Origin of the sequence: Bradyrhizobium sp. SSBR45G (assembly GCF_030159255.1) — a bacterium.
Lineage (GTDB): Bacteria > Pseudomonadota > Alphaproteobacteria > Rhizobiales > Xanthobacteraceae > Bradyrhizobium.
This window is the reverse complement of record NZ_BSCT01000021.1, coordinates 31554-56109: the sequence shown is the minus strand read 5'-3', so window position 1 is coordinate 56109 and position 24556 is coordinate 31554. Positions and strand designations below refer to the sequence as shown.

The 24556-nt window shown below is 67.2% G+C and carries 25 protein-coding genes; 11 read left to right on the top strand and 14 right to left on the bottom strand.

What is annotated here, in order from left to right; genetic code table 11:
* Nucleotides 1–43 precede the first annotated feature (43 nt).
* Nucleotides 44–1117: a tartrate dehydrogenase gene (locus tag QQL87_RS22600; RefSeq protein WP_284420928.1), complete on the bottom strand. Its 1074-nt coding sequence runs from the start codon at nt 1115–1117 to the stop codon at nt 44–46.
* A 21-nt stretch (nt 1118–1138) separates the two neighbouring features.
* Entirely contained in the window at nt 1139–2434 is a 1296-nt protein-coding gene (locus QQL87_RS22595) for an MFS transporter (protein WP_284420929.1), read from the bottom strand.
* 123 nt (nt 2435–2557) lie between these two features.
* Here QQL87_RS22595 and QQL87_RS22590 point away from each other — a divergent pair, with 123 nt between their 5' ends.
* Nucleotides 2558–3475 carry a LysR family transcriptional regulator gene (locus tag QQL87_RS22590; protein WP_284420930.1) on the top strand — a complete coding sequence of 306 codons (918 nt, stop codon included), beginning with the start codon at nt 2558–2560 and terminating at the stop codon, nt 3473–3475.
* A gap of 240 nt (nt 3476–3715) precedes the next feature.
* On the opposite strand, the gene glgX is transcribed toward QQL87_RS22590, so the two are convergent.
* From glgX to QQL87_RS22575, 3 genes are all read right to left on the bottom strand, one after another.
* Complete coding sequence (gene glgX / locus QQL87_RS22585) at nt 3716–5953, bottom strand: glycogen debranching protein GlgX (protein WP_284420931.1); 2238 nt, start codon at nt 5951–5953, stop codon at nt 3716–3718.
* A gap of 76 nt (nt 5954–6029) precedes the next feature.
* A complete protein-coding gene (locus tag QQL87_RS22580; RefSeq protein ID WP_284420932.1) occupies nt 6030–6305 on the bottom strand; it encodes a DUF3606 domain-containing protein in 276 nt (91 codons plus the stop codon).
* A 797-nt stretch (nt 6306–7102) separates the two neighbouring features.
* Complete coding sequence (locus tag QQL87_RS22575) at nt 7103–7351, bottom strand: DUF3551 domain-containing protein (RefSeq protein ID WP_284420988.1); 249 nt, start codon at nt 7349–7351, stop codon at nt 7103–7105.
* A 241-nt stretch (nt 7352–7592) separates the two neighbouring features.
* Between QQL87_RS22575 and QQL87_RS22570 the strand changes: the two genes are divergently transcribed.
* Entirely contained in the window at nt 7593–8144 is a 552-nt protein-coding gene (locus QQL87_RS22570) for a hypothetical protein (protein WP_284420933.1), read from the top strand.
* On the opposite strand, the gene QQL87_RS22565 is transcribed toward QQL87_RS22570, so the two are convergent.
* The 4 genes from QQL87_RS22565 to QQL87_RS22550 all read right to left on the bottom strand — a co-directional run bounded on the left by QQL87_RS22565 (nt 8093) and on the right by QQL87_RS22550 (nt 11137).
* Nucleotides 8093–8641: a cytochrome b gene (locus QQL87_RS22565; protein ID WP_284420934.1), complete on the bottom strand. Its 549-nt coding sequence runs from the start codon at nt 8639–8641 to the stop codon at nt 8093–8095. The two genes, QQL87_RS22570 and QQL87_RS22565, sit on opposite strands and share 52 nt — an antisense overlap.
* Nucleotides 8642–8744: 103 nt before the next feature.
* On the bottom strand, nt 8745–10169 hold the full coding sequence (locus QQL87_RS22560) for a sensor histidine kinase (RefSeq protein WP_284420935.1): 1425 nt from the start codon (nt 10167–10169) through the stop codon (nt 8745–8747).
* A complete protein-coding gene (locus QQL87_RS22555) occupies nt 10166–10831 on the bottom strand; it encodes a response regulator transcription factor (RefSeq protein WP_284420936.1) in 666 nt (221 codons plus the stop codon). The genes QQL87_RS22560 and QQL87_RS22555 overlap by 4 nt, the downstream gene beginning before the upstream one ends.
* Nucleotides 10832–11137 (bottom strand): PepSY domain-containing protein, encoded by a 306-nt coding sequence (locus QQL87_RS22550; protein WP_284420937.1) that lies wholly within the window; start codon nt 11135–11137, stop codon nt 10832–10834.
* 337 nt (nt 11138–11474) lie between these two features.
* Here QQL87_RS22550 and QQL87_RS22545 point away from each other — a divergent pair, with 337 nt between their 5' ends.
* Nucleotides 11475–11708, top strand: a complete 234-nt coding sequence (locus QQL87_RS22545) for a hypothetical protein (RefSeq protein ID WP_284420938.1) — start codon at nt 11475–11477, stop codon at nt 11706–11708.
* A 35-nt stretch (nt 11709–11743) separates the two neighbouring features.
* Here the strand turns inward: QQL87_RS22545 and arsB are convergent, their stop codons facing one another.
* Genes arsB through QQL87_RS22530 form a run of 3 tightly spaced genes read right to left on the bottom strand, consistent with a single transcriptional unit; the run spans nt 11744 to nt 13659 of the window.
* Entirely contained in the window at nt 11744–12772 is a 1029-nt protein-coding gene (gene arsB, locus QQL87_RS22540; protein WP_284420939.1) for an ACR3 family arsenite efflux transporter, read from the bottom strand.
* A 4-nt stretch (nt 12773–12776) separates the two neighbouring features.
* The gene (locus tag QQL87_RS22535; RefSeq protein ID WP_284420940.1) at nt 12777–13304 is read right to left on the bottom strand and encodes an arsenate reductase ArsC; all 528 of its coding nucleotides are present in this window, start codon (nt 13302–13304) and stop codon (nt 12777–12779) included.
* Nucleotides 13297–13659 (bottom strand): ArsR/SmtB family transcription factor, encoded by a 363-nt coding sequence (locus tag QQL87_RS22530; protein ID WP_284420941.1) that lies wholly within the window; start codon nt 13657–13659, stop codon nt 13297–13299. The genes QQL87_RS22535 and QQL87_RS22530 overlap by 8 nt, the downstream gene beginning before the upstream one ends.
* A 152-nt stretch (nt 13660–13811) precedes the next feature.
* Here QQL87_RS22530 and QQL87_RS22525 point away from each other — a divergent pair, with 152 nt between their 5' ends.
* From QQL87_RS22525 to QQL87_RS22510, 4 genes are all read left to right on the top strand, one after another.
* Nucleotides 13812–14129 (top strand): ArsR/SmtB family transcription factor, encoded by a 318-nt coding sequence (locus QQL87_RS22525; protein WP_284420942.1) that lies wholly within the window; start codon nt 13812–13814, stop codon nt 14127–14129.
* 64 nt (nt 14130–14193) lie between these two features.
* Nucleotides 14194–15552, top strand: coding sequence for an FAD-dependent oxidoreductase (locus QQL87_RS22520; RefSeq protein ID WP_284420943.1), 1359 nt, complete (start codon nt 14194–14196; stop codon nt 15550–15552).
* Nucleotides 15553–15579: 27 nt separating this feature from the next.
* Nucleotides 15580–16767, top strand: coding sequence for an MFS transporter (locus QQL87_RS22515; protein ID WP_284420944.1), 1188 nt, complete (start codon nt 15580–15582; stop codon nt 16765–16767).
* A gap of 169 nt (nt 16768–16936) precedes the next feature.
* Entirely contained in the window at nt 16937–18511 is a 1575-nt protein-coding gene (locus tag QQL87_RS22510; protein ID WP_284420945.1) for an EAL domain-containing protein, read from the top strand.
* Between the two features lie 31 nt (nt 18512–18542).
* Here the strand turns inward: QQL87_RS22510 and QQL87_RS22505 are convergent, their stop codons facing one another.
* A complete protein-coding gene (locus QQL87_RS22505; RefSeq protein WP_284420946.1) occupies nt 18543–18962 on the bottom strand; it encodes a CHRD domain-containing protein in 420 nt (139 codons plus the stop codon).
* A 168-nt stretch (nt 18963–19130) separates the two neighbouring features.
* Between QQL87_RS22505 and QQL87_RS22500 the strand changes: the two genes are divergently transcribed.
* Entirely contained in the window at nt 19131–19787 is a 657-nt protein-coding gene (locus QQL87_RS22500) for a TetR/AcrR family transcriptional regulator (RefSeq protein ID WP_284420947.1), read from the top strand.
* 3 nt (nt 19788–19790) lie between these two features.
* On the opposite strand, the gene QQL87_RS22495 is transcribed toward QQL87_RS22500, so the two are convergent.
* On the bottom strand, nt 19791–20516 hold the full coding sequence (locus tag QQL87_RS22495) for a GntR family transcriptional regulator (RefSeq protein WP_284420948.1): 726 nt from the start codon (nt 20514–20516) through the stop codon (nt 19791–19793).
* 194 nt (nt 20517–20710) lie between these two features.
* On the opposite strand from QQL87_RS22495, the gene QQL87_RS22490 reads away from it, so the two are divergent.
* The 3 genes from QQL87_RS22490 to QQL87_RS22480 are packed head-to-tail and all read left to right on the top strand — an operon-like array spanning nt 20711 to nt 24547.
* Entirely contained in the window at nt 20711–21601 is an 891-nt protein-coding gene (locus QQL87_RS22490; protein WP_284420949.1) for a VOC family protein, read from the top strand.
* 35 nt (nt 21602–21636) lie between these two features.
* A complete protein-coding gene (mhpA, locus tag QQL87_RS22485) occupies nt 21637–23187 on the top strand; it encodes a bifunctional 3-(3-hydroxy-phenyl)propionate/3-hydroxycinnamic acid hydroxylase MhpA (RefSeq protein ID WP_284420950.1) in 1551 nt (516 codons plus the stop codon).
* Nucleotides 23188–23221: 34 nt separating this feature from the next.
* Nucleotides 23222–24547 (top strand): MFS transporter, encoded by a 1326-nt coding sequence (locus QQL87_RS22480; protein WP_284420951.1) that lies wholly within the window; start codon nt 23222–23224, stop codon nt 24545–24547.
* Nucleotides 24548–24556 lie beyond the last annotated feature (9 nt).

Below are 24556 nucleotides of genomic sequence, written 5' to 3'. Positions count from 1 at the left end.
GTGACGCGGAACACGCCGAAATTGTGCGTGGGAGCAGCACCCGTCAGACGTTGGAGCCGTGGATCGCATCGATGACGGCGTCGGTCACCTCCTTGGTCGTGGCCTTGCCGCCGACATCCGGCGTCAGGATTCCGGCTGCACACACCTTCTCCACGGCCGCCATCAGTCTGATAGCAGCGTCCTTCTCGCCGAGATGTTCGAGCATCTGCACGGCGGTCCAGAACGTCGCCACGGGGTTGGCGATGCCCTTGCCGGTGATGTCGAAGGCCGAGCCGTGGATCGGCTCGAACATCGACGGGAAGCGCCGCTCCGGATCGATGTTGCCGGTCGGCGCGACGCCGAGGCTGCCGGCCAGAGCGCCGGCGAGATCGGACAGAATGTCGGCATGCAGATTGGTCGCGACGATGGTGTCGAGGCTCTTCGGCTGCAGGGTCATGCGCACGGTCATCGCGTCGACCAGCATCTTGTCCCAGGTCACGTCGGGGAATTCGCGCGCGACTTCCGCAGCGATCTCGTCCCACATCACCATGCCGTGGCGCTGCGCATTCGACTTGGTGACGACGGTGAGAAACTTGCGCGGCCGCGACTGCGCCAGCTTGAACGCGAAGCGCATGATGCGGGTGACGCCGACGCGGGTGAAGACCGCAACCTCCGTTCCGACCTCCTCCGGCAGGCCGCGATGCGCGCGTCCACCCATGCCGGCATATTCGCCTTCGGAGTTCTCGCGCACGATCACCCAGTCGAGATCGCCGACACCGACATTGCGCAACGGCGACGCGACGCCGGGCAGAATCTTGGTCGGCCGCACATTGGCGTACTGATCGAAGCCCTGGCAGATCGGCAGCCGCAGGCCCCACAGCGTGATGTGGTCAGGCACATCGGGCGCACCGACCGCGCCGAAATAGATCGCGTCAAATGACTTGAGCTCGGCGAGGCCGTCGGCCGGCATCATCACGCCGTGCTTCTTGTAGTAGTCCGAGCCCCAGTCGAAGGTCTTGACGTTGAAGCTGATGTCGCCGGCGCGCTTGGCCAGCGCCTGGAGAACACGGACGCCTTCGGAGATGACCTCGGGGCCGATGCCGTCGGCGGGGATGGCGGCGATGGAATGAGTGCGCATGAAGGAGTTCCTTGTGAGGGGTCAGGATTGCGTGGCCGCTTCGGCCTTCGCGCGTTGTGAACGTGACAGCAACAGGGTCAGGACCGCCGATACCACCAGCAGGCCGGCGACGAAATAGAGCCCGCCGTCGAAGCTTCCGGTCTGGTCCTTGATCCAGCCGATCATGGCGGGACCGACGAAGCCACCGAGATTGCCGATCGAGTTGATGGTCGCGATGCCGGCCGCGGCTGCCGAGCCGGACAGGAACATGGTCGGCATGCTCCACAGCGGCGGCTTCGACGAGGAGATGCCGACATTGACCAAGGTGAGCGCGGCGAGCACCGCGGCGACGCTGGTCGAGAGTCCCGCCAGCCAGAGGCCGACGGCCGCCACCACGCAGGCCAGCACGACGTGCCAGGTTCGCTCGGCCGTGCGGTCCGAATGCCGCGCCCACAGGATCATCACGACGACGGCGACCGTCGGCGGCACCGCGTTGAGGAAGCCGACCGCGACCGACGACAGGCCGAACTGCTTGATGATCTGCGGCGCCCAGACGCCGAGCGTATAGAGACCTGCCGAGGTGCCGAAATAGACCAGCGCGAGCGCCAGCACGCGGATGTCGGCAAGGCCGCGCCAGATGCTGTGGCTGGCCGTCGCCGCCTTGCTCGCGAGCTCGGCGTTCATGGTCCGCACCAGCCAGTCGCGCTCGTCGTCGGCGAGCCAGCGCGCCTGCTCCGGGCGGTCGGTCATGTAGCCGAGCACGACGAAGCCGAGCAGCACCGCCGGTAGCGCCTCGATCAGGAACAGCCACTGCCAGCCCTTCATGCCGAGAAGGCCGTCCATCTCCAGCAGCGCGCCGGAGACCGGCGATCCGAGCACGGTCGACAATGGCGCGGCAGCCATGAACAGGGCGGTGACGGCGGCGCGCTGGCGGGCCGGAAACCAGTAGGAGAGATAGAGGATGATGCCGGGGAAGAAGCCTGCTTCGGCGGCGCCGAGCAGGAAGCGCAGCACGTAGAAGCTCGTCAGCCCCTGCACGAAGGCCATCGCGCCCGATACCAGCCCCCAGGTGATCATCACCCGGGCGATCCAGATCCTGGCGCCGAATTTGTCGAGGGCGAGGTTGGACGGAACCTCGAACAGGAAATAGCCCCAGAAGAAGATGCCGGCGCCGAAGCCATAGGCCGAGGCCGACAGGCCGATGTCCTTGTTCATGGTCAGCGCCGCGAAGCCGACATTGACGCGGTCGATGAAGGCCACGAAGTAGAGCAGCATGATGAAGGGAACGATGCGTATCGTGATCTTGCGCAGCACGCGCACTTCCAGCTCTCCGGCCATCGTCACCTCCCTGTCGCCATGTTGTCGTTGATCTGACGACCGTAGGCGGCGAAAGGGACTGGCTTCAATGCCGGCGGCATTATACAAAAAAATGATATAATCGCGCGCCTCCGGATCCCTCGCATGGAATTGCACCAGCTTCGCTGCTTCGTGGCCGCCGCCGAGGAGCTGCATTTCGGAAAGGCCGCGCAGCGGCTGCAGATGCTGCCGTCGGCGCTCGGACGCCAGATCAAGCTGCTGGAAGAGGACCTCGCGACGCCGCTGTTTGCCCGCACCACGCGCGCGGTGTCGCTGACCGAGCACGGCACGGCGCTGCTGCGCGATGCCCGCGCCATCCTGGCCCGTGTCGAGGCGGTCGAGACCGGCTTCCGTCGCCGCGCCCGCGGCACCAAAGCGCAGAGGCTGCGCGTCGGCGCCATCGACAGCGCGGCCGCCGGACTGCTGCCGCAGCTGCTGCATGATTTTCGAGAAAGACATCCCGAGATCGCGGTACAACTGATGGAGGAGAAGACGATCCGGCTGCTGCCGAAGATCCTCTCCGGCGCGCTCGATCTTGCCTTCGTCCGGCCGCCGGAGCGCACCGATGTCAGGCTCGAATTCCGCGCCCTGCTCAGCGAAAGCGCGGTGGTCGCGCTGCCGCAGCGGCATCCGCTGGCCTCGCGCGCCTCGGTCTCGCTGGCTGATATCGCCGACCAGCCGCTGATCGTGCCGGACCGCAGATCGCGGCCGCACAGCCACGACCTCACCATGAAGCTGTTCGCCCAGGCCGGGCTGTCGCCTGATGTCGTGCAGTTCGCCGACGAGAAGCAGACCATCGTCCATCTCGTCGGCGCCCGCCTGGGTATCGCCATCGTACCGCGCTGGACCGCACGGCTCGCGGTGTCCGGCGTGCGCTTCGTGCCGCTGCGGCTGAAGCGCGGCAGCAGCGCTGGCCGCCTGCCGCTGGCCGCCGCATGGCTGCGCGGCTCGCGCGACCCCGCGCGCGACGCCATGCTCGACGTGCTCCAGGCGCGGCTCGCGAAATATGCGCGGGGGGCCTGAGGCGCGACGACCTCACGAGACACGATCATGCCACGGCCTGTCGGCCTCATGGTTCGAGACGCGCGCCAAGCGGCGCGCTCCTCACCATGAGGGTTGAGAGCATTCGTCTCGTCACGCCCCCTGGTGCCGCGCTCATCGCCCTCGTCCTGAGGAGCGCGCCAGTTGGCGCGCGTCTCGAAGGACGGCCACAGGCGAGCTTGTCCCCTCACCGAGCTCGTTTGCGATCCCCCCACGACGCCCCTACTCCTGCAGCGGCGCCTCCGCGATGTCGAGCAGGGCGCCGAGGCCGTGGCGCAGGCTGCGCATTGGCTGCTGCTCCGACGACAGGCCGAGCGCGAGCAAGGAGCGGCCGGTCACGGAATAGACATGGCCGAACGGAAACGACTGCAGCTGCGCATCCGGCTGGTTGGTGTCGAGCAGCGCCAGCCAATTGTGCCCCTCGGGCACGGACGGCAGCGTGAAGTTCACGACGTCGTAATGCGCGTTGTAGATCAGCAGCAGCGTCGCGTCGGAGCCGCGCCGCTTGACGCCGGTCTCCTGGGCACGGCCGTCGAGCAGCATGCCGAAGCAGCGCGCATTGGCGTCGGTCCACTGCTCCGTCGTCATCTCCTCGCCTGACGGGTCGAGCCAGGTCACGTCGTTGACGCCGAGATCCTCATTGTGCGAGCCGACGAGAAAACGGCTGCGATACAGGATCGGGAACGCCTTGCGCATCGCGATCAGCTTGCGCGTGAATTCGCGCAGGCGCCTGCCCTGCGGCGTGATGCCCATCCACGCGAGCCAGGTGGTCTCGTTGTCCTGCGCATAGGCATTGTTGGTGCCGTTCTGGGTGTGGCCGAACTCGTCCCCGGCAAGCAGCATCGGCGTGCCGTGCGACAGCAGCATCGTCGCCAGCAGGTTGCGCTTCTGCCGCTCGCGCAGCGCGATGATCTCGGGATCGTCGGTCGGACCCTCGACGCCGCAATTCCAGGAATGATTGTTGCTGTGGCCGTCGCGATTGTCCTCGCCGTTCGCCTCATTGTGCTTGTCGTTGTAGGAAACGAGGTCGTTGAGGTTGAAGCCGTCATGGGCGGTGACGAAGTTCACGCTCGCCCACGGACGGCGGCCGCGCTTGTTGAACAAATCGCCCGAGCCTGAAATGCGCTTGGCAAAATCGGCGAGCGTGCCGCCATCGCCCTTCCAGAATGCGCGGGCGGTGTCGCGAAACTTGTCGTTCCATTCGGCCCAGCCCGGCGGAAACTGCCCGACCTGGTAGCCGCCCGGGCCGATGTCCCAGGGCTCGGCGATCAGCTTGACGCTGTTGAGCACCGGATCCTGCCGGCAGGCATCGAGGAAGCTGCCGCCTTCATCAAAGCCATAGGGCTCGCGCGCCAGGATGGTGGCGAGATCGAAGCGGAAGCCGTCGACCCGCATCTCGGTCGCCCAGTAGCGCAATGAGTCGGCGACGAGCTGCAGCACGCGCTGATGCGACAGGTTCACGGTGTTGCCGGTGCCGGTGTCGTTGATGTAGTAGCGCCGCTGGTCCGGCATCAGCCGGTAGTAGCTGGCATTGTCGATGCCCTTGAACGACAGCGTCGGGCCGAGCTCGTTGCCCTCGGCGGTGTGGTTGTAGACCACGTCGAGGATCACCTCGATGCCGTTGGCATGGAACTGGTTGACCATGGTCTTGAATTCGGTCGCGAACGGCGTCTTCAGGTAACGCGGCTCCGGCGCGAAGAAGGCGATCGAATTGTAGCCCCAATAGTTGCGCAAGCCCTTCTCGACCAGATAGCTGTCGTCGATGAAGGCATGGATCGGCAGCAGCTCGGCCGAGGTGATGCCGAGCGAGCGCAGATAGGCCGGAATGTCCTGGTGCGCGAGGCCGGCAAAGGTGCCGCGATCGGCCTCGGGCACCAGCGGATGCAGCTTGGTGAACCCCTTGACGTGCATCTCGTAGAAGATCGTCCGCTCCCACGGAATTTCCGGCTTGCGCGAGGTGCCCCAGGTGAAGGCGGGGTCGATGACCCGGCACTTCAGCATCAGCGGGGCGCTGTCACGGTCGTCGAAGGAAAGATCCTTGTCGGCGTGGTCCAGCTTGTAGCCGAACAGCTCGGGGCCCCAGCGCAGCTCGCCGACAAGCTGCCTGGCGTAGGGGTCGATCACGAGCTTGTTGGGATTGAAGCGGTGACCGGCGTCCGGCTCATACGGTCCATGCACGCGGTAGCCATAGACGGTGCCCGGACGCGCCGCCGGAAGATAGCCGTGCCAGACCTCGTCGGTATATTCCGGCAGCTCGATGCGCTCGAGCTCGGTCTCACCTCGCTCGTCGAACAGGCACAGCTCGACCTTGGTCGCGTTCGCGGAAAAGAGCGCAAAATTGACGCCGAGCCCGTCCCATGTAGCGCCCAACGGAAACGGCCGGCCTTCGCTGATCTTGGTCTTGCGCAGGCCGAATGCCGCGCGCGTCAACGCGTCACCCTGATCGGTGCGCTGATCCATCCTCTGCCCCCTCTATCCAAAAGTCCGAACGCAATTGTCAGGTGTCGTCAGGTGTCGATTGCAAAATTGATAGATGTCAGGTGGCCGGCGGCGTGTCGTCCGGCATGATCACTTCAGCCTTGGTCTCGGTCACGGTCACCGAGGCGATCACCGCGCCGGCCGGCGCTGCGAGCTTCGCGGCACGCTGCTGCGCAACCTCCTTGTTGATCGCGGTGATGGAGTTGCCGATGCGTCCGACCATCTCGGCCAGCTCGGCGGGCGACATCTTGAGCCGCTTGGTCACGACGCGGACCTGAGCCTCGTCGGTCATGTCGAGCTTGTTGCGTGTCGGCGTGATCTTGGCGCGGCGCATCGGAGTCCTCCTGCACACGACCTAACCATGGCTGCGGAATTTGGTTCCCCGGCAGCGATCGGCCGCAGCCTCGACCTCGCGCTGGAGGCGCTGGCGACACGGCGCATCGCTCTCGCGGCGTGATCCACCCGAGTCATGTCATCGATGTTGCCCTCCGATCCGACAGAGGGCACGGGGAATGCCGGGAGCTGGCCGCCCCCATGGCCCGCCTGCAGAAAAAAAGCAGGCGGCAGTCACCACAGGTTCAGCCGAGACATCCCGGCATTCCCCGCGCGATGGTTTTCACGCTTACTTCGCGATCTCCCCGGTGTCCGGCCTGTTAGCCACCGTCGCACCCGGGATCATCATCCCCCGAGAACTTGACGCCAGCATCGGGGCGCCAGGACCACGCGACTTCGCGTCCGCAAGCCTGCCGTTCGTCCGCGAGCCCAAGGCCCGCTGCAGCACGCAAGCAGCCACCGCATCCCGCGCCCGACGTTCCGTGACGATCGCGAAGCGCCCCTCTCGAGGAGCACGGGATGGCGCATCATAAACATGAATTCTGAAAAATAGCAATAGGTTTATTTTTCGGAGAAGTGCCGCCTCGCCTCTCTCGGCCGTCATTCCGGGGCGCGCGTCAGCGCGAGCCCGGAATCCATACTCACGATATCCATGAGGTTCGAGATGGTGGTGGCGAGCGCTCGCGCTCCACCACCGCGCGTGGTTATGGATTCCGGGCTCATCGCTTCGCGATGCCCCGGAATGACGCGGGGAGAGATATTGGCTGCCGTGGGGACGGCCCGAACAGCCAGCGGTGCCTACCGACGCGGCGGACGACGGCCGGGTTCAGACGGTCGCAGGACATACGGGTTCGTCAGGCACGTGGCGGGGAGGCCCGCAGCCGCCGCCTTGCACGCCTCCCACGATCGATACTGGCACGAAATCGTGCTGGAGCCGCCCCACTCCCATATCTGCAGGCATACCGGATCGTTGCCGTCGAACCGTTGAGCCGCGGCTGGAACGGTTGCCAGCAAGGTGATCGAAGCCATGACGAGGAGAGCGCGCATCATGGCCCATCTTGGCACGAGGATGTCGAATCCGAAAGGGGCCGAGGGGAGCGGCGGCCTCCGCGCGGAGCTCTGCCAGGCGATCATCCCGCGCGCCAGCCTGCTACCAATGACCTGCCGTCTGCCCATGGCACGAACGTGTCATGGCGACATTCACCCGCGCGGACGAAGATCAGACGAAGAGCAGCGCCGACCATGAGCCCCCGCTGCTTGGAACATGCACGCAACACGGAGATGGGAGATGACCGACAAAGTCCTCTGGTCAGCCATACGTCGCAGATCGGTCACCGCAGCTGCGGTGCTCGGGGCCGTCGCCAACGTGCTTTGCATCATGCTCACATGCCACAGGGATTCCCTGACGACCCATGAATTCAATCATGGGTTCTACGCAGCCGTATGGTTGGCGGTGCTCTTCGGCATCCCTCTGCTGACCCCGAGCCTCGCGCTGTTCGTTTTCCGTCGCTCTGCGCCAGTCGTGGTCCTGTTGACCATCGTGCTCCTCTTGGTCCTGAAGATGAATATCGATGAGCTCCTCCGGTATTGGGAGATCGGCGTCTTCGCGCCGGTCCGCAAATGGGACTCGCCCGGGATTGCCCTGGTCTTTCTCAGCATGTTTTCGGCCGCGATGATCGTGGTGCGAGCCATCATCCGACTGATCGACCGGCTTCAGGGTACGATCCCGACACGTCCGCCCCATGATCCCGCAGAGATTGCGCGGATCATGCCGGGGTCGCGACGCCATCACCGCAGGCCCGGCATCATCCGCTTCAAGGTGCGGTCGTGCAGCCAGTAGTGATGCAGCAAGGCGGCTGCGACGTGCAGGCCGATCAGGATCATCAGGCCGTTGGCCAGCGCCTCGTGCATCTCCTTCATGTCATGGGCGAGGCCGCGGTCGCCGCTCCAGGGCGAGGCGATCTCGAACAGGCCGAACACCGGCAGCGCCTCGCCACTGGCGAACTGAGTGAGGATGCCGAGCGCCGGGATCGCGAACATGATGCCGTAGATCAGCAGATGTGCGATTTCGCCGGCACGAACCGTCCAGGCGCCGAGCCGCGTCGGCTCGGGGACCGGCGGCGGATCAGCGAGGCGCCAGCCGAGCCGCGCCAGCGCGAAGCCGAGCATCGCCAGTCCGAGCGAGACGTGCGCGAACAGCGCCATCTCCTCGGAGCTGTGCGACAACTCCTCGCCGAGGTGACCGGAGATCCACGCCGCCGGCACCAGCACGGCGACGATCCAATGCAGGCCGATGGCGACGGAGCCATAGGTCTTGGCGGAATTTCGAATACGCATCTTGCATCATCCTCGATCAGTGCTTGGACGCCTGCGCGCGCGGCGCAGGCGGGCATGACCGAGGCGTAGCTCAGCGCAGGCGTCGCGGCGCTGACGCCCGGTGTCAGCCCGCTGTCAGGATGGAATGCATTTCATTCGCAGCATTCGCGCGGGCAGGTGCAAGCCGGCCCCCGAGCGCCGAGGCGAGCGCCGGCGCGATCGTGATCCGGGCGCCGCCGAGCTCGGAGCGGCCGATCTGCAGCCGCCAGCCATAGGCCTCGAGCACGTCCTGCACGATCGCGAGTCCAAGCCCGCTGCCGGGCCCCTGCTCATCGAGCCGGCCGCCGCGCTCCAGCACGCGGCCGATCTGCGCGTCGGGAATTCCCGGACCGTCGTCCTCCACGGTCACCACGAGCGGGCTCGCGCTGGCTGCGATGCGCACCGTGCTCGCGGCGTGGCGCGCGGCGTTCTCCAGCAGATTGCCGAGCACCTCGGCGAGATCGGTGCGGTCCATCGCCACGCGCAGGCCCGCGGCGACCTCGCCATCGAAGCTGACATGGGCGGCGGCCGGCGTGCGGCCGAGCGTGCCGAGCAGCGCCTCCACCAGCGGCGCCAGCTCGGTCGCCGCGGCCGGCTCGCCGCGGGCCTTGCCGCGCAGCCGCGCCAGCGCCAGCTCGCGATCGACCTGGCGGCTCATCGCCTCGGCGACGTCCTCGACGTTGCGCGCCAGCTCGAGCTGGCCGAGCTCCTTCAGCCGCGCCGCATCCGCCGCCAGCGCGGCGAGCGGCGTCTTGAAGCCATGCGCGAGATCCGCCGCACGGCTGCGCGAGCGCAGGATCTCGCGGCTCTGCGCATCGAGCAGCGCGTTGACCTCCTCGACCAGCGGCGCCACCTCGGTCGGCACCTGCACCGGAAGATGGCGGCGCTGGCCGCTGCGGATCTCTGCCACGCCATGGCGCAGCACCGCGAGCGGACGCAGGCCGAGACTGACCTGGACGGAGGTGCCGACCGCGAGGATGACGGCGAGCACGGCAAGCGCGATCGACAGATCCTTGGCGAAGGTGCGCACCGCGCTGGTGGCGCCGTCGAGATCGTAGGCCACGGCGGCGCGCACCCGGCTCTGGCGCTCCGGATTCATCAGGATGCCGCGCTCGGCGACCAGCACGCGGGCGCCGTCAGGACCCGCCAGATCGTGCTGGTGCACATCGCTTGGTCCGGGCTCGTCGATCGGCAGCGGCAGGATCGTGTCCCACAGCGAGCGCGACCGCAGCAGCTGGCCGCGATCGTCGGAGATCTGCCAGTACAGCCCCGACAGCGGCACGGCGAAGCGCGGATCGGCCGGCGGGCGCGACACGATGAGGCGGCCCTCCGCGTCGACCTCGAGACCGTTCAGCAGCTGGCGCAGGTGCACGTCGAGATCGGCGGCAAGCGTGCGCGCGACGTGGCGCTGGAACAGCACCACCATGCCGAAGCCGGCCACGCCGAGCGCGACCAGGATGGCGATGGTGCCCGCCGCCACCAGCCGCAGCCGCAGCGAGCCCAATCTCATTCCGCCGTCTCCGGGATCATGTAGCCGAAGCCGCGGCGGGTCTCGATGATCTCGGCGCCGAGCTTCTTGCGCACGCGGCGGACCAGCACCTCCAGCGCGTTGGAATCGTGATCATGGCCGAGGCCGTAGACGTTCTCTTCGAGCTCGTGCTGCGGCACGACGCGGCCGCTCTGCCGCAGCAGATAGGCAATCAGGCGATACTCGAGCTGCGACAGCGCCACCGGCACGCCGGACAGACTGACCTTCATCTGCCGCTCGTCCAATGTCAGGTCGCCGGACGACAGCACCGGGGCGGCATGGCCGGCGGAGCGCCTGACGATCGCGCGCAGCCGCGCCAGCAGCTCCTCGTTGCGGAACGGCTTCGGCAGATAGTCGTCGGCGCCGGCATCGATGCCGTCGACCCGCTCGGCCCAGCTCGCGCGCGCCGTGAGGATCAGCACCGGCATGTGCCGGCCGGCGCCGCGCCAGCGCTTGAGCACCGACAGGCCGTCCATCCCCGGCAGGCCGAGATCGAGCACGACGGCGCCATAGTCCTCGGTGTCGCCGAGAAACCAGGCCTGCTCGCCGTCCCCCGCGGTCTCGACCAGATATCCCGCCGCCTGCAGCGTCCGTGTCAGATCGGACGCCAGCCGCGGATCGTCCTCGACCAGCAGCACCCGCATCTACTTTTCCTCGACCCGCTCGATCTCGCCGCTGCGCGCATCGACATAGACCTCGCGCATGCGCCCGTCGCGACCGATCACCCGAAACTCATAGCGCCAGCGGCCGCGCTGGCGCTCGATGTCGATGCCCATGACGTCGCCGGCGATGCGGCCGCGCAAGCGCGGCAGGATCTGCGACAGCGGCAGGACATCGCCGGCCTCCACGGCGTGACGCACCGCGTCCCGGCGCTCCCGGTCATCCTCACGCGCATCCGTGGCTGCGGACGCGGCCGTGGAGATCAGCATCGCCAGCGTGGTGATGCGCATGAACCGTCCAATTTGAGGCAAATGCATGATCGTCCTGGAGCCCGGCGCCGTGATTGTCGAAGCAGTCGTTCATTCGTTCTGCCCACGGCCGTCCGATCTGGGATTGCGGAGCGTTCGCAAAGGCTAGGGAAAAAGTGCAGGTTTTAGTTTGGAGGTCCGGTGTCGGAATTGCGCTCAGGTCGATGCGGGGGGTGGAGGCTCGCACATGGACAGCACCCTGCCCGAGACAAGCTGACAATTCGCTGACGCGGCGCGACAGGATGTCGTCAGCGCAGCACCGGCATGATCCGCATCGAACGGCCGAGCGATGGCTCGTGCGGTGATCAGGAGAGTCGTCTTGCATAGGATATTGACCCTCGCTGCCCTGGTGGCGGGACTTGCCGGCGTTCTGGCCTTCGGCCAGGCCAGCGCGGATACGGTAACGGCTCTCGAGGCCGTCGCCTACATCCAACAGGGCGGACCGGCGGCCGCCGCGCAGCCCGCGCGGGCCGAGGCCCACGAGCTGCAATACGAGCCGAGCAAGCGTGATCGCGAGGGTGACGACGACGATGAGGACGAGCCGCGGCGCTGACGCCGCGCCGTCAAGACACCGGCATGGGAGCCCCTCTATGCCGGCATCCCCGCCTCGTACCAGCCGCGCGTCGATTTCACGATGCGCACGACTGACAGCATCACGGGAACCTCGACCAGAACACCGACGACGGTCGCAAGAGCAGCCCCCGACTCGAGCCCGAACAGGCTGATCGCGGCGGCGACCGCCAGCTCGAAGAAATTGCTGGCGCCGATCAGGGCGGCGGGAGCCGCCACGCACCAGGCGACGCCGAGCCGGCGGCTGAGCCAATAGGCGATGCCGGCATTCAGATAGACCTGGATCAGGATCGGCACGGCGAGGATTGCGATCACCACCGGCTGCTTGAGAATCTGCTCACCCTGGAAGCCGAACAGCAGCACCAGCGTGGCCAGCAGCGCCACCAGCGAGACCGGCTGCAGCACGCGCAACGTCCGCTCGAGGCTTCCGTCCCCGGTCCGCAGCAAGGCCCGGCGCCACAGTTGCGAGATGATGACGGGCACCACGATGTAGAGCAGCACCGAGAGCAGCAGCGTCGTCCAGGGCACCGAGATCGAGGCGACGCCGAGCAGCAGACCGACCAGCGGCGCGAACAGGAAAACCATGATGACGTCGTTGAGCGCGACCTGGCTCAGCGTGTAGTGCGGCTCGCCCTCGCAGAGGTTGGACCATACGAACACCATCGCCGTGCACGGCGCCGCCGCCAGCAGTATCAGACCTGCGACGTAGGACGACAGCTGCGCTGCGGGGAGCATCGGCGCGAACACATGGCCGATGAAGATGGTGCCGAGCAGCGCCATCGAGAACGGCTTGATCGCCCAGTTGACGAACAAGGTCACGCCGATGCCGCGCCAGTGTTCCCTGACGCCGCCGAGCGCGGCGAAATCGATCTTCAGCAGCATCGGGATGATCATCAGCCAGATCAGGGCTGCGACCGGCAGGTTGACCCGGGCAATCTCGGCGGACGCCACGATGGCGAAAAAGCCGGGGATCAGATGGCCGAGGCCGATTCCTGCGATGATGCAGAGCAGCACCCAGACCGTCAGATAGCGCTCGAAGGTGGTCATCGGATCATGCCACGTCGGAGCGGAAGGACGTCGTGCCCTCGCCTGCCCCGATCTCGCGCAGCCGCGTGCCGAGCGAGAGCGCATCGATGCGGCCGAGCGGCAGGTTGATGAACGCGCCGATCCGGTTCTTCAGAAACCGGAAGGCGGTCGTGAATGCCGCCAGCTTCTCCAGCTCGGTGCCTTCGGCGGCGGCCGGATCCTCGATGCCCCAATGCGCGGTCATCGGCTGCCCCGGCCAGACCGGACAGGCCTCGCCGGCGGCGTTGTCGCAGACGGTGAAGACGAAATCCATCACCGGCGCGCCCGCCATGGCGAACTCGCTCCAGCTCTTCGAGCGCAGATCCTCGGTCGGATAGTCCATGCGCGCGAGCAGCGCGATCGCCAGCGGATGCACCGCGCCCTTCGGCGTGCTGCCGGCCGAGAAGGCGCGGAAGCGGCCGGCGCCGTCCTTGCGCAGAATCGACTCGGCGAGGATCGAGCGCGCGGAATTCCCGGTACAGAGAAACAGAACGTTGTTGATGCGGTCAGGCACGGGTCTTCTCCTTGCGCTTCGGCGGACAACAGGGCGTGAGGCTCGCGACGACCGGCGCGCAGACCTCCGGCCGGCCGCCACAGCAATCCTGCAGCAGGAACAGCGCGACGGCCTGAAATTGCGTGAGATCGGCGCGGTAGACGATCGAGCGGCTGTGCCTGATCGAGCTGACGAGGCCGGCGCGCGCCAGCACGGCGAGATGCGACGACAGCGTGTTCTGCGGCACGTCGAGCAGGCGCGCGAGCTCACCCGCCGGCAGGCCCTCGGGCTCGTGCTGCACCAGGGTGCGGAACGCCTGCAGCCGCGTCGGTTGCGCCAGCGCGGCCAACGCCAGGACAGCTTGTTCGTTTTCCATATATCCAGAATTATCGATATGATGGGCCGTGTCAAGCCGTGGCCCTGGGAGCGACGGCGCGGCGGGTACACCGCTAGCTCCAACGCTCCATACTTCCATCATTCTAGAAATATCGTTTGACTCGGGGTCCTGTCGGCGGCATCTTTTGCGGCATGAAACTCGACGAGATTGCCGCCCGCCTCGAAGCCCTCGGCAACACCACGCGCCTGAAGATCTACCGCACACTGGTGCGGGCCGGCCATGCAGGGCTGCCGGTCGGACGGCTGCAGGAGCGGTTGAAGATTCCGGCCTCGACGCTGTCGCACCACGTCAAGACGCTGGTCGCGGTGGGCCTGATCTCGCAACGGCGCGACGGCACGACCCTGGTCTGCCATGCCGAATACGACGTGATGCGAGGCCTAGTCGGCTTCCTCGTTTCCGAATGCTGTGCCGAGGAGCGCGGCTGCAGTGCCGCCAAGCCTGCGGCGTGAGCCTGCCGCCCGCTCGAACGCCTGCCTCATTATTCGATTATTCTAGAAGTATAGGAGGACTGTGATGGACGGAGCCAAGACGGTCGCGATCATCGGTGCAGGCCCGGTCGGGCTCGCGGCGGCGGCGCATGCGCTGGAACGCGGGCTCAAGCCGATCGTGCTCGAGGCAGGCCCGGAAGCAGCGCATGCGGTGCGGCAGTGGCAGCACGTGCAGCTGTTCTCGCCGTGGCGCTACAACATCGACAAGGCCGCGGCGCAGCTGCTGGCAACGACGGGATGGAATTCGCCCGACCCCGAGGTCTATCCCACCGGGCACGAGCTGATCGACTCCTATCTGGCGCCGCTGGCGACCCGCACGGCGCTGCGCGACGTCATCAGGACATCGCATCGCGTCACCGCAATCAGCCGTCTCGGTTTCGACAAGGCCAAATCGAAGGGCCGCGAACACGCGCCGTTCGAGATCCGCTATCTCAACGGCAACGGCGATGCAGCGCTGCAGGCCGATGCCGTGATCGACGTCTCCGGCACCTGGTTCTCGCCCAATCCCGCCGGTGGCAACGGCCTGCCCGCGATCGGCGAGGCCGAGCATGGCACATGCATCGCCTATGGCATGCCCGATGTCCTGAAAGCCCAGCGCAGCCGCTATGCCGGCAGGACCGTCGCCGTGCTCGGCGCCGGCCATTCGGCGATCGGCACCCTGATCGATCTCGCGGCTCTCGCCGATGAAGCGCCGGGCACGCAGGCGATCTGGCTGCTGCGCAGCGACGATCCGGCGAAAGCGTTCGGCGGCGGCAGCGCCGACCAGTTCGCGGCCCGCGGCGCGCTCGGCATGGCCTTCGCCGCTCTGGTGCGCTCGGGGCGCATCCGGGTCGAGACTGGCTTCCATGTCGCACGGATTGGCGATGAGGGAGGCCGGCTCTCGATCGTCGCGAGCGGCGGCCACAGCCTCGGTGCGGACGAGCTGATCGTCGCCACCGGCTTCCGGCCCGATCTGTCGCTGCTGTCGGAGCTGCGGCTGCGGCTCGATCCCGCGATTGAGGCACCGGTCGCGCTGGCGCCCCTGATCGATCCGAACGAGCATTCCTGCGGCACGGTGCGCCCCCACGGCGCGCGCGAGCTGGCGCAGGCCGACGAGCCCGGACTGTATCTCGCGGGCATGAAGAGCTACGGCCGTGCGCCGACGTTCCTGATGATGACCGGCTACGAGCAGGTGCGCTCGATCACGGCTGACATCGCCGGCGACAAGACGGCGGCCGCGCGCGTCGAGCTTCAGCTGCCCGAGACCGGCGTGTGCACGCGCGGCGGACTGGAGAGCATTGCTGCCCTGTCCGGCTGCTGTGGCGGACCCGCTCCGTCCGGCGTAGACAGTTGTTGCGCCGATGACGCCAAGGCCAAGTCTGCGAGACGCACCGGCTGCGCGTGACGCTGAGCCAATGAGAGGTTTTGGGGAATGCAGGCACGACGGCTGGGCGTGGTCATCGCTCTCGGCACCGCCCAGACGCTGGCCTGGGGATCGAGCTACTATCTGCCGGCGATCCTCGCCGACCCGATCGCCAGGGATCTCGGCCTGTCCAACAACTGGTTCTTCGCCGCCTTCTCGGCGTCGCTGATCATCTCCGGCCTGCTCGGCCCGCGCATCGGCCGGCAGATCGACCGCGTCGGCGGCCGCCAGGTGCTGTGCGCCTCGAACATCGTGCTGGCGATCGGGCTCGCTTTGCTCGGCCTGTCGCATTCGCTGTGGGTGATGGCGATCGCGTGGCTGTGGCTCGGCGTCGGCATGGGTCTCGGGCTCTACGACGCGGCGTTCGGGACGCTCGGGCGCATCTACGGCAAGGACGCGCGCGGCGCGATCACCGGCATCACCCTGATCGCGGGCTTCGCCTCGACCGTCGGCTGGCCGCTGAGCACCTGGGGGCTTGCGACGATCGGCTGGCGCGAGACCTGCTTCGCCTGGGCGATCGCGCATCTCGTCATCGGCCTGCCGCTGAACTTCTCGCTGCCGCGCGCGACCCAGATGGCGCCCGGCGAGACCCAGACCGGCAAGCCGAGCATCCCGCTCGACCGTCCGATGGTGCTGATCGCCTTCGCGATGGCGGCGGCCTGGACCGTGACCGCGGCGATGGCGGTGCATCTGCCGCGGCTGATGCAGGCGTTCGGCGCGACGCCGGCGCAGGCGCTGTTCGCCGGCATGATGATCGGACCGGCGCAGGTCGCCGCGCGCGTGTTCGAGGCCGGCTTCCTCAGCCGCTTCCATCCGCTTGCCTCGGCGCGGCTCGCCTGCATCACTCACCCGCTCGGCGCCTTGACGATCGGATTGTTCGGCGGCGGCGCGGCCGCGGCCTTTGCGCTGCTGCACGGCTCCGGCAACGGCATCCTGACGATTGCCCGCGGCACGCTGCCGCTCGCGATCTTCGGTCCGACCAACTACGCCTACCGGCTCGGCCTGATCGGCGCGCCGTCGCGGATCTGCCAGGCCTTCGCGCCGCTGCTGTTCGGACTGCTGATCGACGGGCTCGGCCGCGGCGTGCTGATCGTCTCGGCGAGCCTCAGCCTGTCGGCGCTCGCCGCCTTGATGCTGCTCTCGGCCGACCCTGCCGAGACAACCGTTCCGCGCAGCGCGCCCGACAGGGCCGCCTGAGCCGCCTCTGGTAGCACTTCCTTAACCAGCTTTCGGCCCCCGCGGCACTCCGCGCCGCCAATGCGAGGCATGTCGACGCGCATATACGGAAAGTTGAAGGTTGGACGAAACGATGCTCCGTGGTCATACGGGGGCGTTCACGGACACGATGGCATTGCAACGACAACACATGCTTCGTGTCGGAGCGGTGGTCGCCTGCGTCGGGGTGTTCCTGGCCGGCGCCGATCTCGCCGTGACCGCGCTGATCGGCGACCAGACCGCGCGGCAGCTCAGCGAGCTCAGCAAGGTGGCCTTGCGCCGCTCCGAGGCCGCGATCGACTCGGCGGGCGCGATCCTCAACCGTCTGGTCGCCAAAGGGCCGATGGATTGCAGCGCCAATGCGCTGCAGGCGCTGCGCCTTCACGTCTATCAGGGCACCATCATCAAGGACATCCGCACCGTCGACCGCGAAGGATCGGTCAAGTGCGCGGCCTATTCCGAGACGCTCGAATTCGACAATGGCTGGGCGCGACGCGACGAGATGTTCCAATCGGCCGACGGCGAGCTGCGGCTGTTCCGGGTCGAACAGTTCACCGGCGCCGCGTTCGGGGTGCTGCACGACATCGACGCGCAACGGTCGCTGGCGGCGATCCTGCGCATCGACGGCAATCTGCTCGACGTGATGCCGGTCGGCCTCCGGGGCGAGAGCCACGTCACCCTGACGCTGCCCAATGGCGAGGAAGTGGCCAGCTATCATCCCGACGCCCCGTCAAAGCCGCCGGCGCAGACCGTCGCCTTCACCACGACCTCCGACCGCTATCCGCTGCAGGCCACGATCCACGTCCGGCCGCAGAGCCTGAGCGCCCGTCACGAGATGGCCTATCAGCTGACCATGCTCGCCGCAGGCTGGCTGGGCGCCGTGTTCGGCCTGCTCCTGGCGAGCTATCTGAACCGGCCGGTCGATCCGGTCGCCGAGCTCGACCGTGCGCTGGCGGCCAACGAGTTCAAGCCCTATGTGCAGCCGACCTTCCGATTGAAGACCGGCGACATCGTCGGCTGCGAGATCCTGGCGCGCTGGGAGAAGCCCGACGGCCGGCTGATCCCGCCGATGAGCTTCATCCCGCTCGCCGAAAGCTCCGGCCGCATCGAGAAGCTGACCTGGCAGCTGCTCAGGACCGCATTGCGCGAGCTGCAGCCCGAGATGAAGCAGGACAAGCTGTTCAAGCTGTCGGTCAACGTCACGCCGCGCCATCTGCTCGGCGACGGCTTCGTCGACGATCTGCGCAAGGTGGTCGCGTCCTCATCGGTGTCGACCCGGCAGGTCGTGCTCGAGGTCACCGAGCGCGAGGAGCTCGCCGACCTCGAGAAGGCGACCGACGTGGTGAAGGAGCTCGGCGAGTTCGGCTTCCGCATCGCACTCGACGATGTCGGCATCGGCCACAGCGGCCTGTCCTATATCCAGCGGCTCGGCGCCCGCATCCTGAAGATCGACAAGTTCTTCGTCGATGCCATCACGCGCGACCAGTCTGCCGTCGTGGTGGTGCAGATGCTGGTGGCGCTGGCGCGCGAGCTCGAGATGTCCGTGGTTGCCGAGGGCATCGAGCACCAGGAGCAGGTCGATGCGCTGATCGCCTGCGGTGTCGAGGAAGGCCAGGGCTATCTGGTGGCGCCACCGCTGTCGATCGACCGCTTCAAGCAGTTCCTCGACGTGCGCCGCGCTGCGGTCGGCGCAAAGCGGACTGCCAAGCCGGAGCTCGCGGCCTGACGGGCGAGCCCGCCCGGCCGCGCTGCTGCTCTCACTGCTTGGCCATCTGCCCGCGAATCTCGCCGCCCGGATTGGCCTGGGTGTGGATGTTGGCGTACCATTTGCCGGCGAGCAGATCGGCCGCCTGCGCATCGGTGAGCACGGAAGACCCCTTGATCGGCGGCTCCGGGCTCTTGAACGGCAGCACGATGCCGGCATTCTTGCCGGGCTCACTCGGGCCATGGAAATGCGCGCCGATCGGCGGGCCGCTCAGACCGGAGAACGAGATCGTCCAGCTCAGCGTTTTGGTCGCGGTGTCGAAGCTCGCTTCGGCCGTGCCGGACGCGGTGCTTGCATTGGGCGGAACCTCATTGGCCGCCTTGAGATCGGATTTCAGGATGACGGTCTCGGCGTGAGCCGGTGACGCAGCCACCGCCATGGCGAGCAACGCGAGGCCAAACGTCCGATGCATGGTTTCCCCCAATGGTTTTCCGCAGTCTGGAGACTGAGGACCCCGGAAGCAAGCTGATATTCCGCAGCCGCGACTTCGGCGCCTTGATTGAACTCTCGCGCCCGCTATGCCAAACAGGGCAAGAACGAACAAGTTTCATAAGCTCGACAGAAAGCGATGGCGGATCGGATGGCGGCTCCCAAGACGGCGCGCGGGAAGGTCGGGCGCCCCTCGCTCGAACGCGCCGGCGAGGTCGAAGAACGCATCCTGGATGCTGCCAAGACGGTGTTCCTCGCTCACGGCTTCGAGGGCGCAAGCGTTGACGAGATCGCGCAGACCGCGCGCGCCGGCAAGCCCACCATCTATGCGCGCTTCCCGAGCAAGGCGGCCCTGTTCGCAGCCGTGATCTGCCGCCAGGCGGCGAACAACACGCAATATGAGAACCTGGTCCCGCAGGGGCGCAGCTTTCGCACCCGCCTGGTCAACCTCGCACTCACGCTCATCGAGCGCGCCTTCGTCGGGGAGACCATCGGTCTGATGCGCACCGCCATCGCCGAGAACCCGCGCTTTCCCGAGCTGACGCTCGAGATCCAGGATTCGGCGCGCCAGCGCGCCACGCGCAATGTCAGTCACATCCTCGCCGAATTGGCCCGCGCCGAAGGGCTCTACGGCAAGGGCGCGTTCGCAGCCGACAAGCTCGAGGAGACGTCGAAGGTCTTCATCGATCTCGTGGTGTTCTCGATGCTGTTTCGCGCCCTGCTCGGCGAGGACATCCGCGCACTGAAGAAGGAAGCGCAGGCCTATGTCGAAGCGCGCGTCGAGTTCTTCCTGTCCGCGGCGACGTGAGCGTCATCCGGCCTCATCCTGGCGAGCAGCGCGCAGCTCCGGAAAGATCGTCTCGTCCTGCAGGATCACGTCGGCCGTGCGCTGGTAGTGCGCCATCAGCAGCGCGACCGCGCCTTCGGTGTCGGCGTTCAGCACCGCATTGACGATGGCGGCGTGCTCGTCGCCGACGGCGCGTGACGGAAACGCCTTGCGGATCGAAAGTCTCCGGTAGCGATAGAGCTGGTCGGCGAGCTGGCCGCAGAATGAGAGCAGCGATTGCGAGCCGCAATTCGCGATCAGGACGCGATGATAGATCCGGTGCAGTCTCTCCCACTCCGGATTGTCCTCGAAGGTCGTCGCGCTCAGCGAGCGCGGCGCCCGGCTCAGCCGATGCTGCGCCAGCACCAGCTGCTCCTCCCATTGCGGCGTCGCCGCGGCCATCGACTCGCGCAGCGCCAGCGCCTCGACCCAGCAGCGCGTCTTGGTCAGCTCCGCGAGCTCGGCGCGGCTGATGTCCTTGACGTAGAAGCCGCGCTGCTCGCGCACCTCGACGAGGCCGTCGGCGGTGAGGCGGTTGAGTGCCTCGCGCAGCGGCGTCTGCCCGGTCTGATAGGTCTCGGTCAGGAACCGCATCTGCAGCTTGCGCGACGGCGCCAGCCGCCCGGACAGCAGGTCCTCGCGCAGCCGGTCATACACATGGCTTGCCTGGGTCGACGGGCCCTGCCCTTCCGCCTCGATTACCGCATCCACGGCGGATCTCCTCTGAATCGTCCCGTAAATATAGAGCATGGCCCAAAAACATAAAATTTATAAATTCTGATTGATTTCGAATTTTTATGTAATAGAAAGATCCCGGCCGGCTTGCCGGCGACGGCACAAGACCACGACAAGAAAACGGCTCGCCTCCACGCACTGAGGATGACGGGCGGCAAGAGGACACGCTCATGACCCGGTTTCCGGTCACGGCTCTGCGCAGCGTCGATCTGGGCACGCCCGATCTGGCGCGTTCGGAAGACTTCTATCGCCAGACCTGGGGACTGGAGCGCGTCGCGGCGACCGATGGCGCCGTCTATCTGCGCGCGACCGGAAGCGACCATCACGTCGTCGCGCTGCACCGGAGCGATCGCACCGAGCTGAAGGCGGTGACCTTTCGGCTTGCGGTATCAGACGATTTCGAAGCCATCGCGGGCAACGCCGTCCGCGCGGGCGCGGCGCTACTCTCGGCCCCCGCTCCCAACCCGGCGCCCGATGGCGGCGAGATCATGAGCCTGCGCGGCCCCGAAGGCGGCGTGCTGCGTTTCGTGCACGGCGACATCAGGCACGAGGCGAAGCCGCCGCGACCGGAGCTCCCCGAACGGCTCGCCCACGTCAATCTCAACAGCACCGATGTCGACCGCACCGCCGCGTTCTACGAGAAGGCGCTCGGCTTCAAGCTGACCGACCGCTCGGCGGCGATGGCCTTCGTCCGCTGCAACAGCGATCACCACGCGGTGGTCATCGCCGCGGCCAAGGTCAACGGGCTCAACCACGTCGCCTTCCTGATGCCGACCTGGGAAGGGGTGATGCGCGGCGCCGGCCGCATGATAGATGCCGGCTATCCGATCGCCTGGGGCGTCGGACGCCATGGCCCCGGCGACAACGTGTTCGCCTACTTCATCGATCCGGTCGGCACGGTCATCGAATACACGGCCGAGGTGCTGCAGGTCGACGACGACTACGTCGTGCGCGGCCCGGAGCATTGGGTCTGGCCGCCCGGCCGCACCGATCAATGGGGCATCGCGCCCCCTAAGGCCGAGCACGTCAAGGCCGCGCAGCTCGCGGTCGGCTACGCCTGATCAATCACCCCATCGATTTCCGAGCAGAGCCGGCCATGTCCCGCACCCACCATGCGAACGATTTCGAGGTCGTGATCGTCGGCTTCGGTCCGACCGGCGCCATCGCGGCAAGCCTGCTGGGCTCGGAAGGCATCACCACGCTGGCGATCGACCGCGCGCGCGAGATCTACGACAAGCCGCGCGCGATCGCGCTCGATCACGAGATCATGCGGCTGTTCGACAATCTCGGCATCGCCGAACACGTCAGCCGCTATGTTGCGCCGTTTCCGGCGTCCGAGCATTTCGGCGCGCAAGGCCAGCTGATCCGCCGCATCGACATGGTCGGCGAGCCCTACCCGCTCGGCTACACGCCGACCATGGTGTTCACCCAGCCGCCGGTCGAGCAGGTGATGCGCGATCGCGTCGGCCGCTGCCCATCCGTGACGGTCGAGCTTGGCACGACGCTGGTCGACATCCGCCAGGACAGTTCTGCGGCGACGGTCGTGCTGAAGCGCGAGGATGGCACGACGCGCGAGGTCAGCGCCGACTACGTGATCGCCTGCGACGGCGCCTCGAGCACCGTGCGCCAGAAGCTCGGCATCCGCTTCGACGATCTCGACTTCGACGAGCCCTGGCTGGTGGTCGATATCCGCGTCAACGACAGCGGCGTCGGCAGGCTGCCGAAGACAGCCGCTCAGTTCTGCAATCCGGCGCGGCCGACCACCTACATCATTGGTCCCGGCAACCATCGCCGCTTCGAGATCATGCTGCGGCCGGGCGAGGACCGACATGCGATGGAGCAGCCGGAGAAGGTCTGGCAATTGCTCTCGCCCTGGCTCTCTCCCGACGATGGCGAGCTGTGGCGCGCGGCGAGCTACCGCTTCCACGCGCTGGTCGCAAGCCGCTGGCGCCAGGGCCGCGTCCTGCTCGCCGGTGATGCCGCGCATCAGCAGCCGCCCTTCATCGGCCAGGGCATGTGCCAGGGCCTGCGCGACGCCGCCAATCTCTGCTGGAAGCTCGGCCGCGTGCTGCGCCGACAATCGGGAGATGCGCTGCTCGACAGCTACGAGGCCGAGCGCAGCACGCATGTGCGCGAGCTCACCACCCGCATCAAGGCGATCGGCCGCGTGATCTGCGAGCAGGACCCGGAGGCCGCCGCGGCGCGCGACGCGCGCATCCTGGCCGAAGGCGGCGGCGCGCCGCGCACCATCACCCGCCAGGAGATCGTGCCGCCGCTGACGCAGGGCCTGCTCGCGACAAGGGCGAGCGCCGCCAACGGCACGCTGTTTCCGCAGCCCTGGATCGTCGACGAGAGCGGGCGCGCTTTGCTCGACGGCGTCGCCGGCACCGGATGGCGGCTCATTCTCGACGGCCGCGGCGCGCTGGATTCGAGCACGATCGACGCTGCGACCCGCGCCGCCGGCATCAGGACGATCACCATCGGAGGCTCGGGATTGGCCGAGGAAAGCGGCGTGGTGGCGCGCTGGTTCGAGCGCCATGGCTGCAGCGCCGCGCTGGTGCGGCCCGACCACTACGTCTACGGCACGGCCCGCGACGCACCGGAGCTTGCGGCGCTGCTGAGCGAGTTCAACGAACGACTGAACTGATCACAACAATAAAATGCAAAACGGGGAAAACGCCATGACGACATCAACGGAGACGACGAGCGGATCGGTCGGAGGGCGCGCGATCGCGGTCCTCATCATGCTGTTCCTGTTCCAGACGCTGAACTTCTTCGACAAGCTGGTGTTCGGCCTCTCGGCCGTGCCGATGATGAAGGAGCTGGGCCTGAGCCCGAAGGAGTTCGGCCTGGTCGGCAGCAGCTTCTTCCTGCTGTTCTCGCTGTCCGGCATGGCGGTCGGGATGTTCGTGGTCGGCCGCTTCCCGGTGAAATGGCTGCTGCTGATCATGGCCGGCGTCTGGTCGGCGACACAGATCCCGATCTTCTTCTCCGGCTCGATCGCGGTGCTCGTGGTCTGCCGCATCATCCTCGGCGCCGGCGAAGGGCCCGGCCTGCCGACCGCGCTGCACGCCTGCTACAACTGGTTTCCGGCCGACCGGCGCAGCGTGCCGAGCGCGGTGGTGCTGCAGGGCATCAGCGTCGGTCTTCTCGCCGGCGGCCCGATCCTGACCTATGTCATCGTCACCTACGGCTGGCGCACCGGCTTCCTGTTCTGCGGCCTGCTCGGCCTGGCCTGGATGGCGGGCTGGTTCTTCGTCGGCGGCGAAGGCCCCTACTCCGCCGCGCATTCACCCGACACGACAGTCGCAAAGGACAAGGCGCTGCCGGCGCGCGTGCTGTGGGCCGATCCGACGGTGATCGGCGTCATCATCATGTCGACCGCGTCGTACTGGATCGTCGGCATGTCCGCGACCTGGCTGCCGCCGTTTCTGCAGCTCGGGCTCGGCTACAAGCAGGTCGATGTCGGCTGGATCATCTCCGGCATCTATCTGTTCCAGTCGCCGCTGCTGCTCGGCGGCTCCTGGCTGACGCAAGTTCTGCAGCGCAAGGGCTTCAGCCTGCGCGCCTGCCTCGGCCACGCCTCCGGCCTCGCGCTGCTCGCCGCCGGCTGTGCGCTGCTGCTCAGCATCGTGACGACGGGTCCGCTGCAGCTCGCCTGCGTCGCCATCGCCTTCGCCGCCCCCAGCCTCACCACGATCTTCGGCCCCGTCGCGCTCGGTGCGATTGCGCCTGCGGTGCAGCGGGGACGGCTGATCGTCGTGATCTACTCCGGCAACGCCGCGTCCGCGCTGGTCTCCAACGCCCTCACCGGCTGGATCGTCGGCGAGGCCGGCAGCAACGTGCCGCTCGGCTACGCCCACGCCATGACCTTCACCGCCGGCGTGCTGATTGTCGGCGCCATCTCGGCCTTCGCCATGATCTTCCCGGAGCGCAGCATGGCGCGCTTCGCGAAATCGGCGCAAGACCAGGCTTCTCCTTCCGCCATGCCGGCGGTCTCGACCTGATCCGCCGGC

Bases quoted from the DNA above. Each gene is read 5' to 3' on its own strand.
- QQL87_RS22600 (WP_284420928.1), bottom strand. From the start codon at position 1,117: ATGCGCACTCATTCCATCGCCGCCATCCCCGCCGACGGCATCGGCCCC.
- QQL87_RS22595 (WP_284420929.1), bottom strand. From the start codon at position 2,434: ATGGCCGGAGAGCTGGAAGTGCGCGTGCTGCGCAAGATCACGATACGC.
- QQL87_RS22590 (WP_284420930.1), top strand. From the start codon at position 2,558: ATGGAATTGCACCAGCTTCGCTGCTTCGTGGCCGCCGCCGAGGAGCTG.
- glgX (WP_284420931.1), bottom strand. From the start codon at position 5,953: ATGGATCAGCGCACCGATCAGGGTGACGCGTTGACGCGCGCGGCATTC.
- QQL87_RS22580 (WP_284420932.1), bottom strand. From the start codon at position 6,305: ATGCGCCGCGCCAAGATCACGCCGACACGCAACAAGCTCGACATGACC.
- QQL87_RS22575 (WP_284420988.1), bottom strand. From the start codon at position 7,351: ATGCGCGCTCTCCTCGTCATGGCTTCGATCACCTTGCTGGCAACCGTT.
- QQL87_RS22570 (WP_284420933.1), top strand. From the start codon at position 7,593: ATGACCGACAAAGTCCTCTGGTCAGCCATACGTCGCAGATCGGTCACC.
- QQL87_RS22565 (WP_284420934.1), bottom strand. From the start codon at position 8,641: ATGCGTATTCGAAATTCCGCCAAGACCTATGGCTCCGTCGCCATCGGC.
- QQL87_RS22560 (WP_284420935.1), bottom strand. From the start codon at position 10,169: ATGAGATTGGGCTCGCTGCGGCTGCGGCTGGTGGCGGCGGGCACCATC.
- QQL87_RS22555 (WP_284420936.1), bottom strand. From the start codon at position 10,831: ATGCGGGTGCTGCTGGTCGAGGACGATCCGCGGCTGGCGTCCGATCTG.
- QQL87_RS22550 (WP_284420937.1), bottom strand. From the start codon at position 11,137: ATGCGCATCACCACGCTGGCGATGCTGATCTCCACGGCCGCGTCCGCA.
- arsB (WP_284420939.1), bottom strand. From the start codon at position 12,772: ATGACCACCTTCGAGCGCTATCTGACGGTCTGGGTGCTGCTCTGCATC.
- QQL87_RS22530 (WP_284420941.1), bottom strand. From the start codon at position 13,659: ATGGAAAACGAACAAGCTGTCCTGGCGTTGGCCGCGCTGGCGCAACCG.
- QQL87_RS22525 (WP_284420942.1), top strand. From the start codon at position 13,812: ATGAAACTCGACGAGATTGCCGCCCGCCTCGAAGCCCTCGGCAACACC.
- QQL87_RS22520 (WP_284420943.1), top strand. From the start codon at position 14,194: ATGGACGGAGCCAAGACGGTCGCGATCATCGGTGCAGGCCCGGTCGGG.
- QQL87_RS22515 (WP_284420944.1), top strand. From the start codon at position 15,580: ATGCAGGCACGACGGCTGGGCGTGGTCATCGCTCTCGGCACCGCCCAG.
- QQL87_RS22510 (WP_284420945.1), top strand. From the start codon at position 16,937: ATGCTTCGTGTCGGAGCGGTGGTCGCCTGCGTCGGGGTGTTCCTGGCC.
- QQL87_RS22505 (WP_284420946.1), bottom strand. From the start codon at position 18,962: ATGCATCGGACGTTTGGCCTCGCGTTGCTCGCCATGGCGGTGGCTGCG.
- QQL87_RS22500 (WP_284420947.1), top strand. From the start codon at position 19,131: ATGGCGGCTCCCAAGACGGCGCGCGGGAAGGTCGGGCGCCCCTCGCTC.
- QQL87_RS22490 (WP_284420949.1), top strand. From the start codon at position 20,711: ATGACCCGGTTTCCGGTCACGGCTCTGCGCAGCGTCGATCTGGGCACG.
- mhpA (WP_284420950.1), top strand. From the start codon at position 21,637: ATGTCCCGCACCCACCATGCGAACGATTTCGAGGTCGTGATCGTCGGC.
- QQL87_RS22480 (WP_284420951.1), top strand. From the start codon at position 23,222: ATGACGACATCAACGGAGACGACGAGCGGATCGGTCGGAGGGCGCGCG.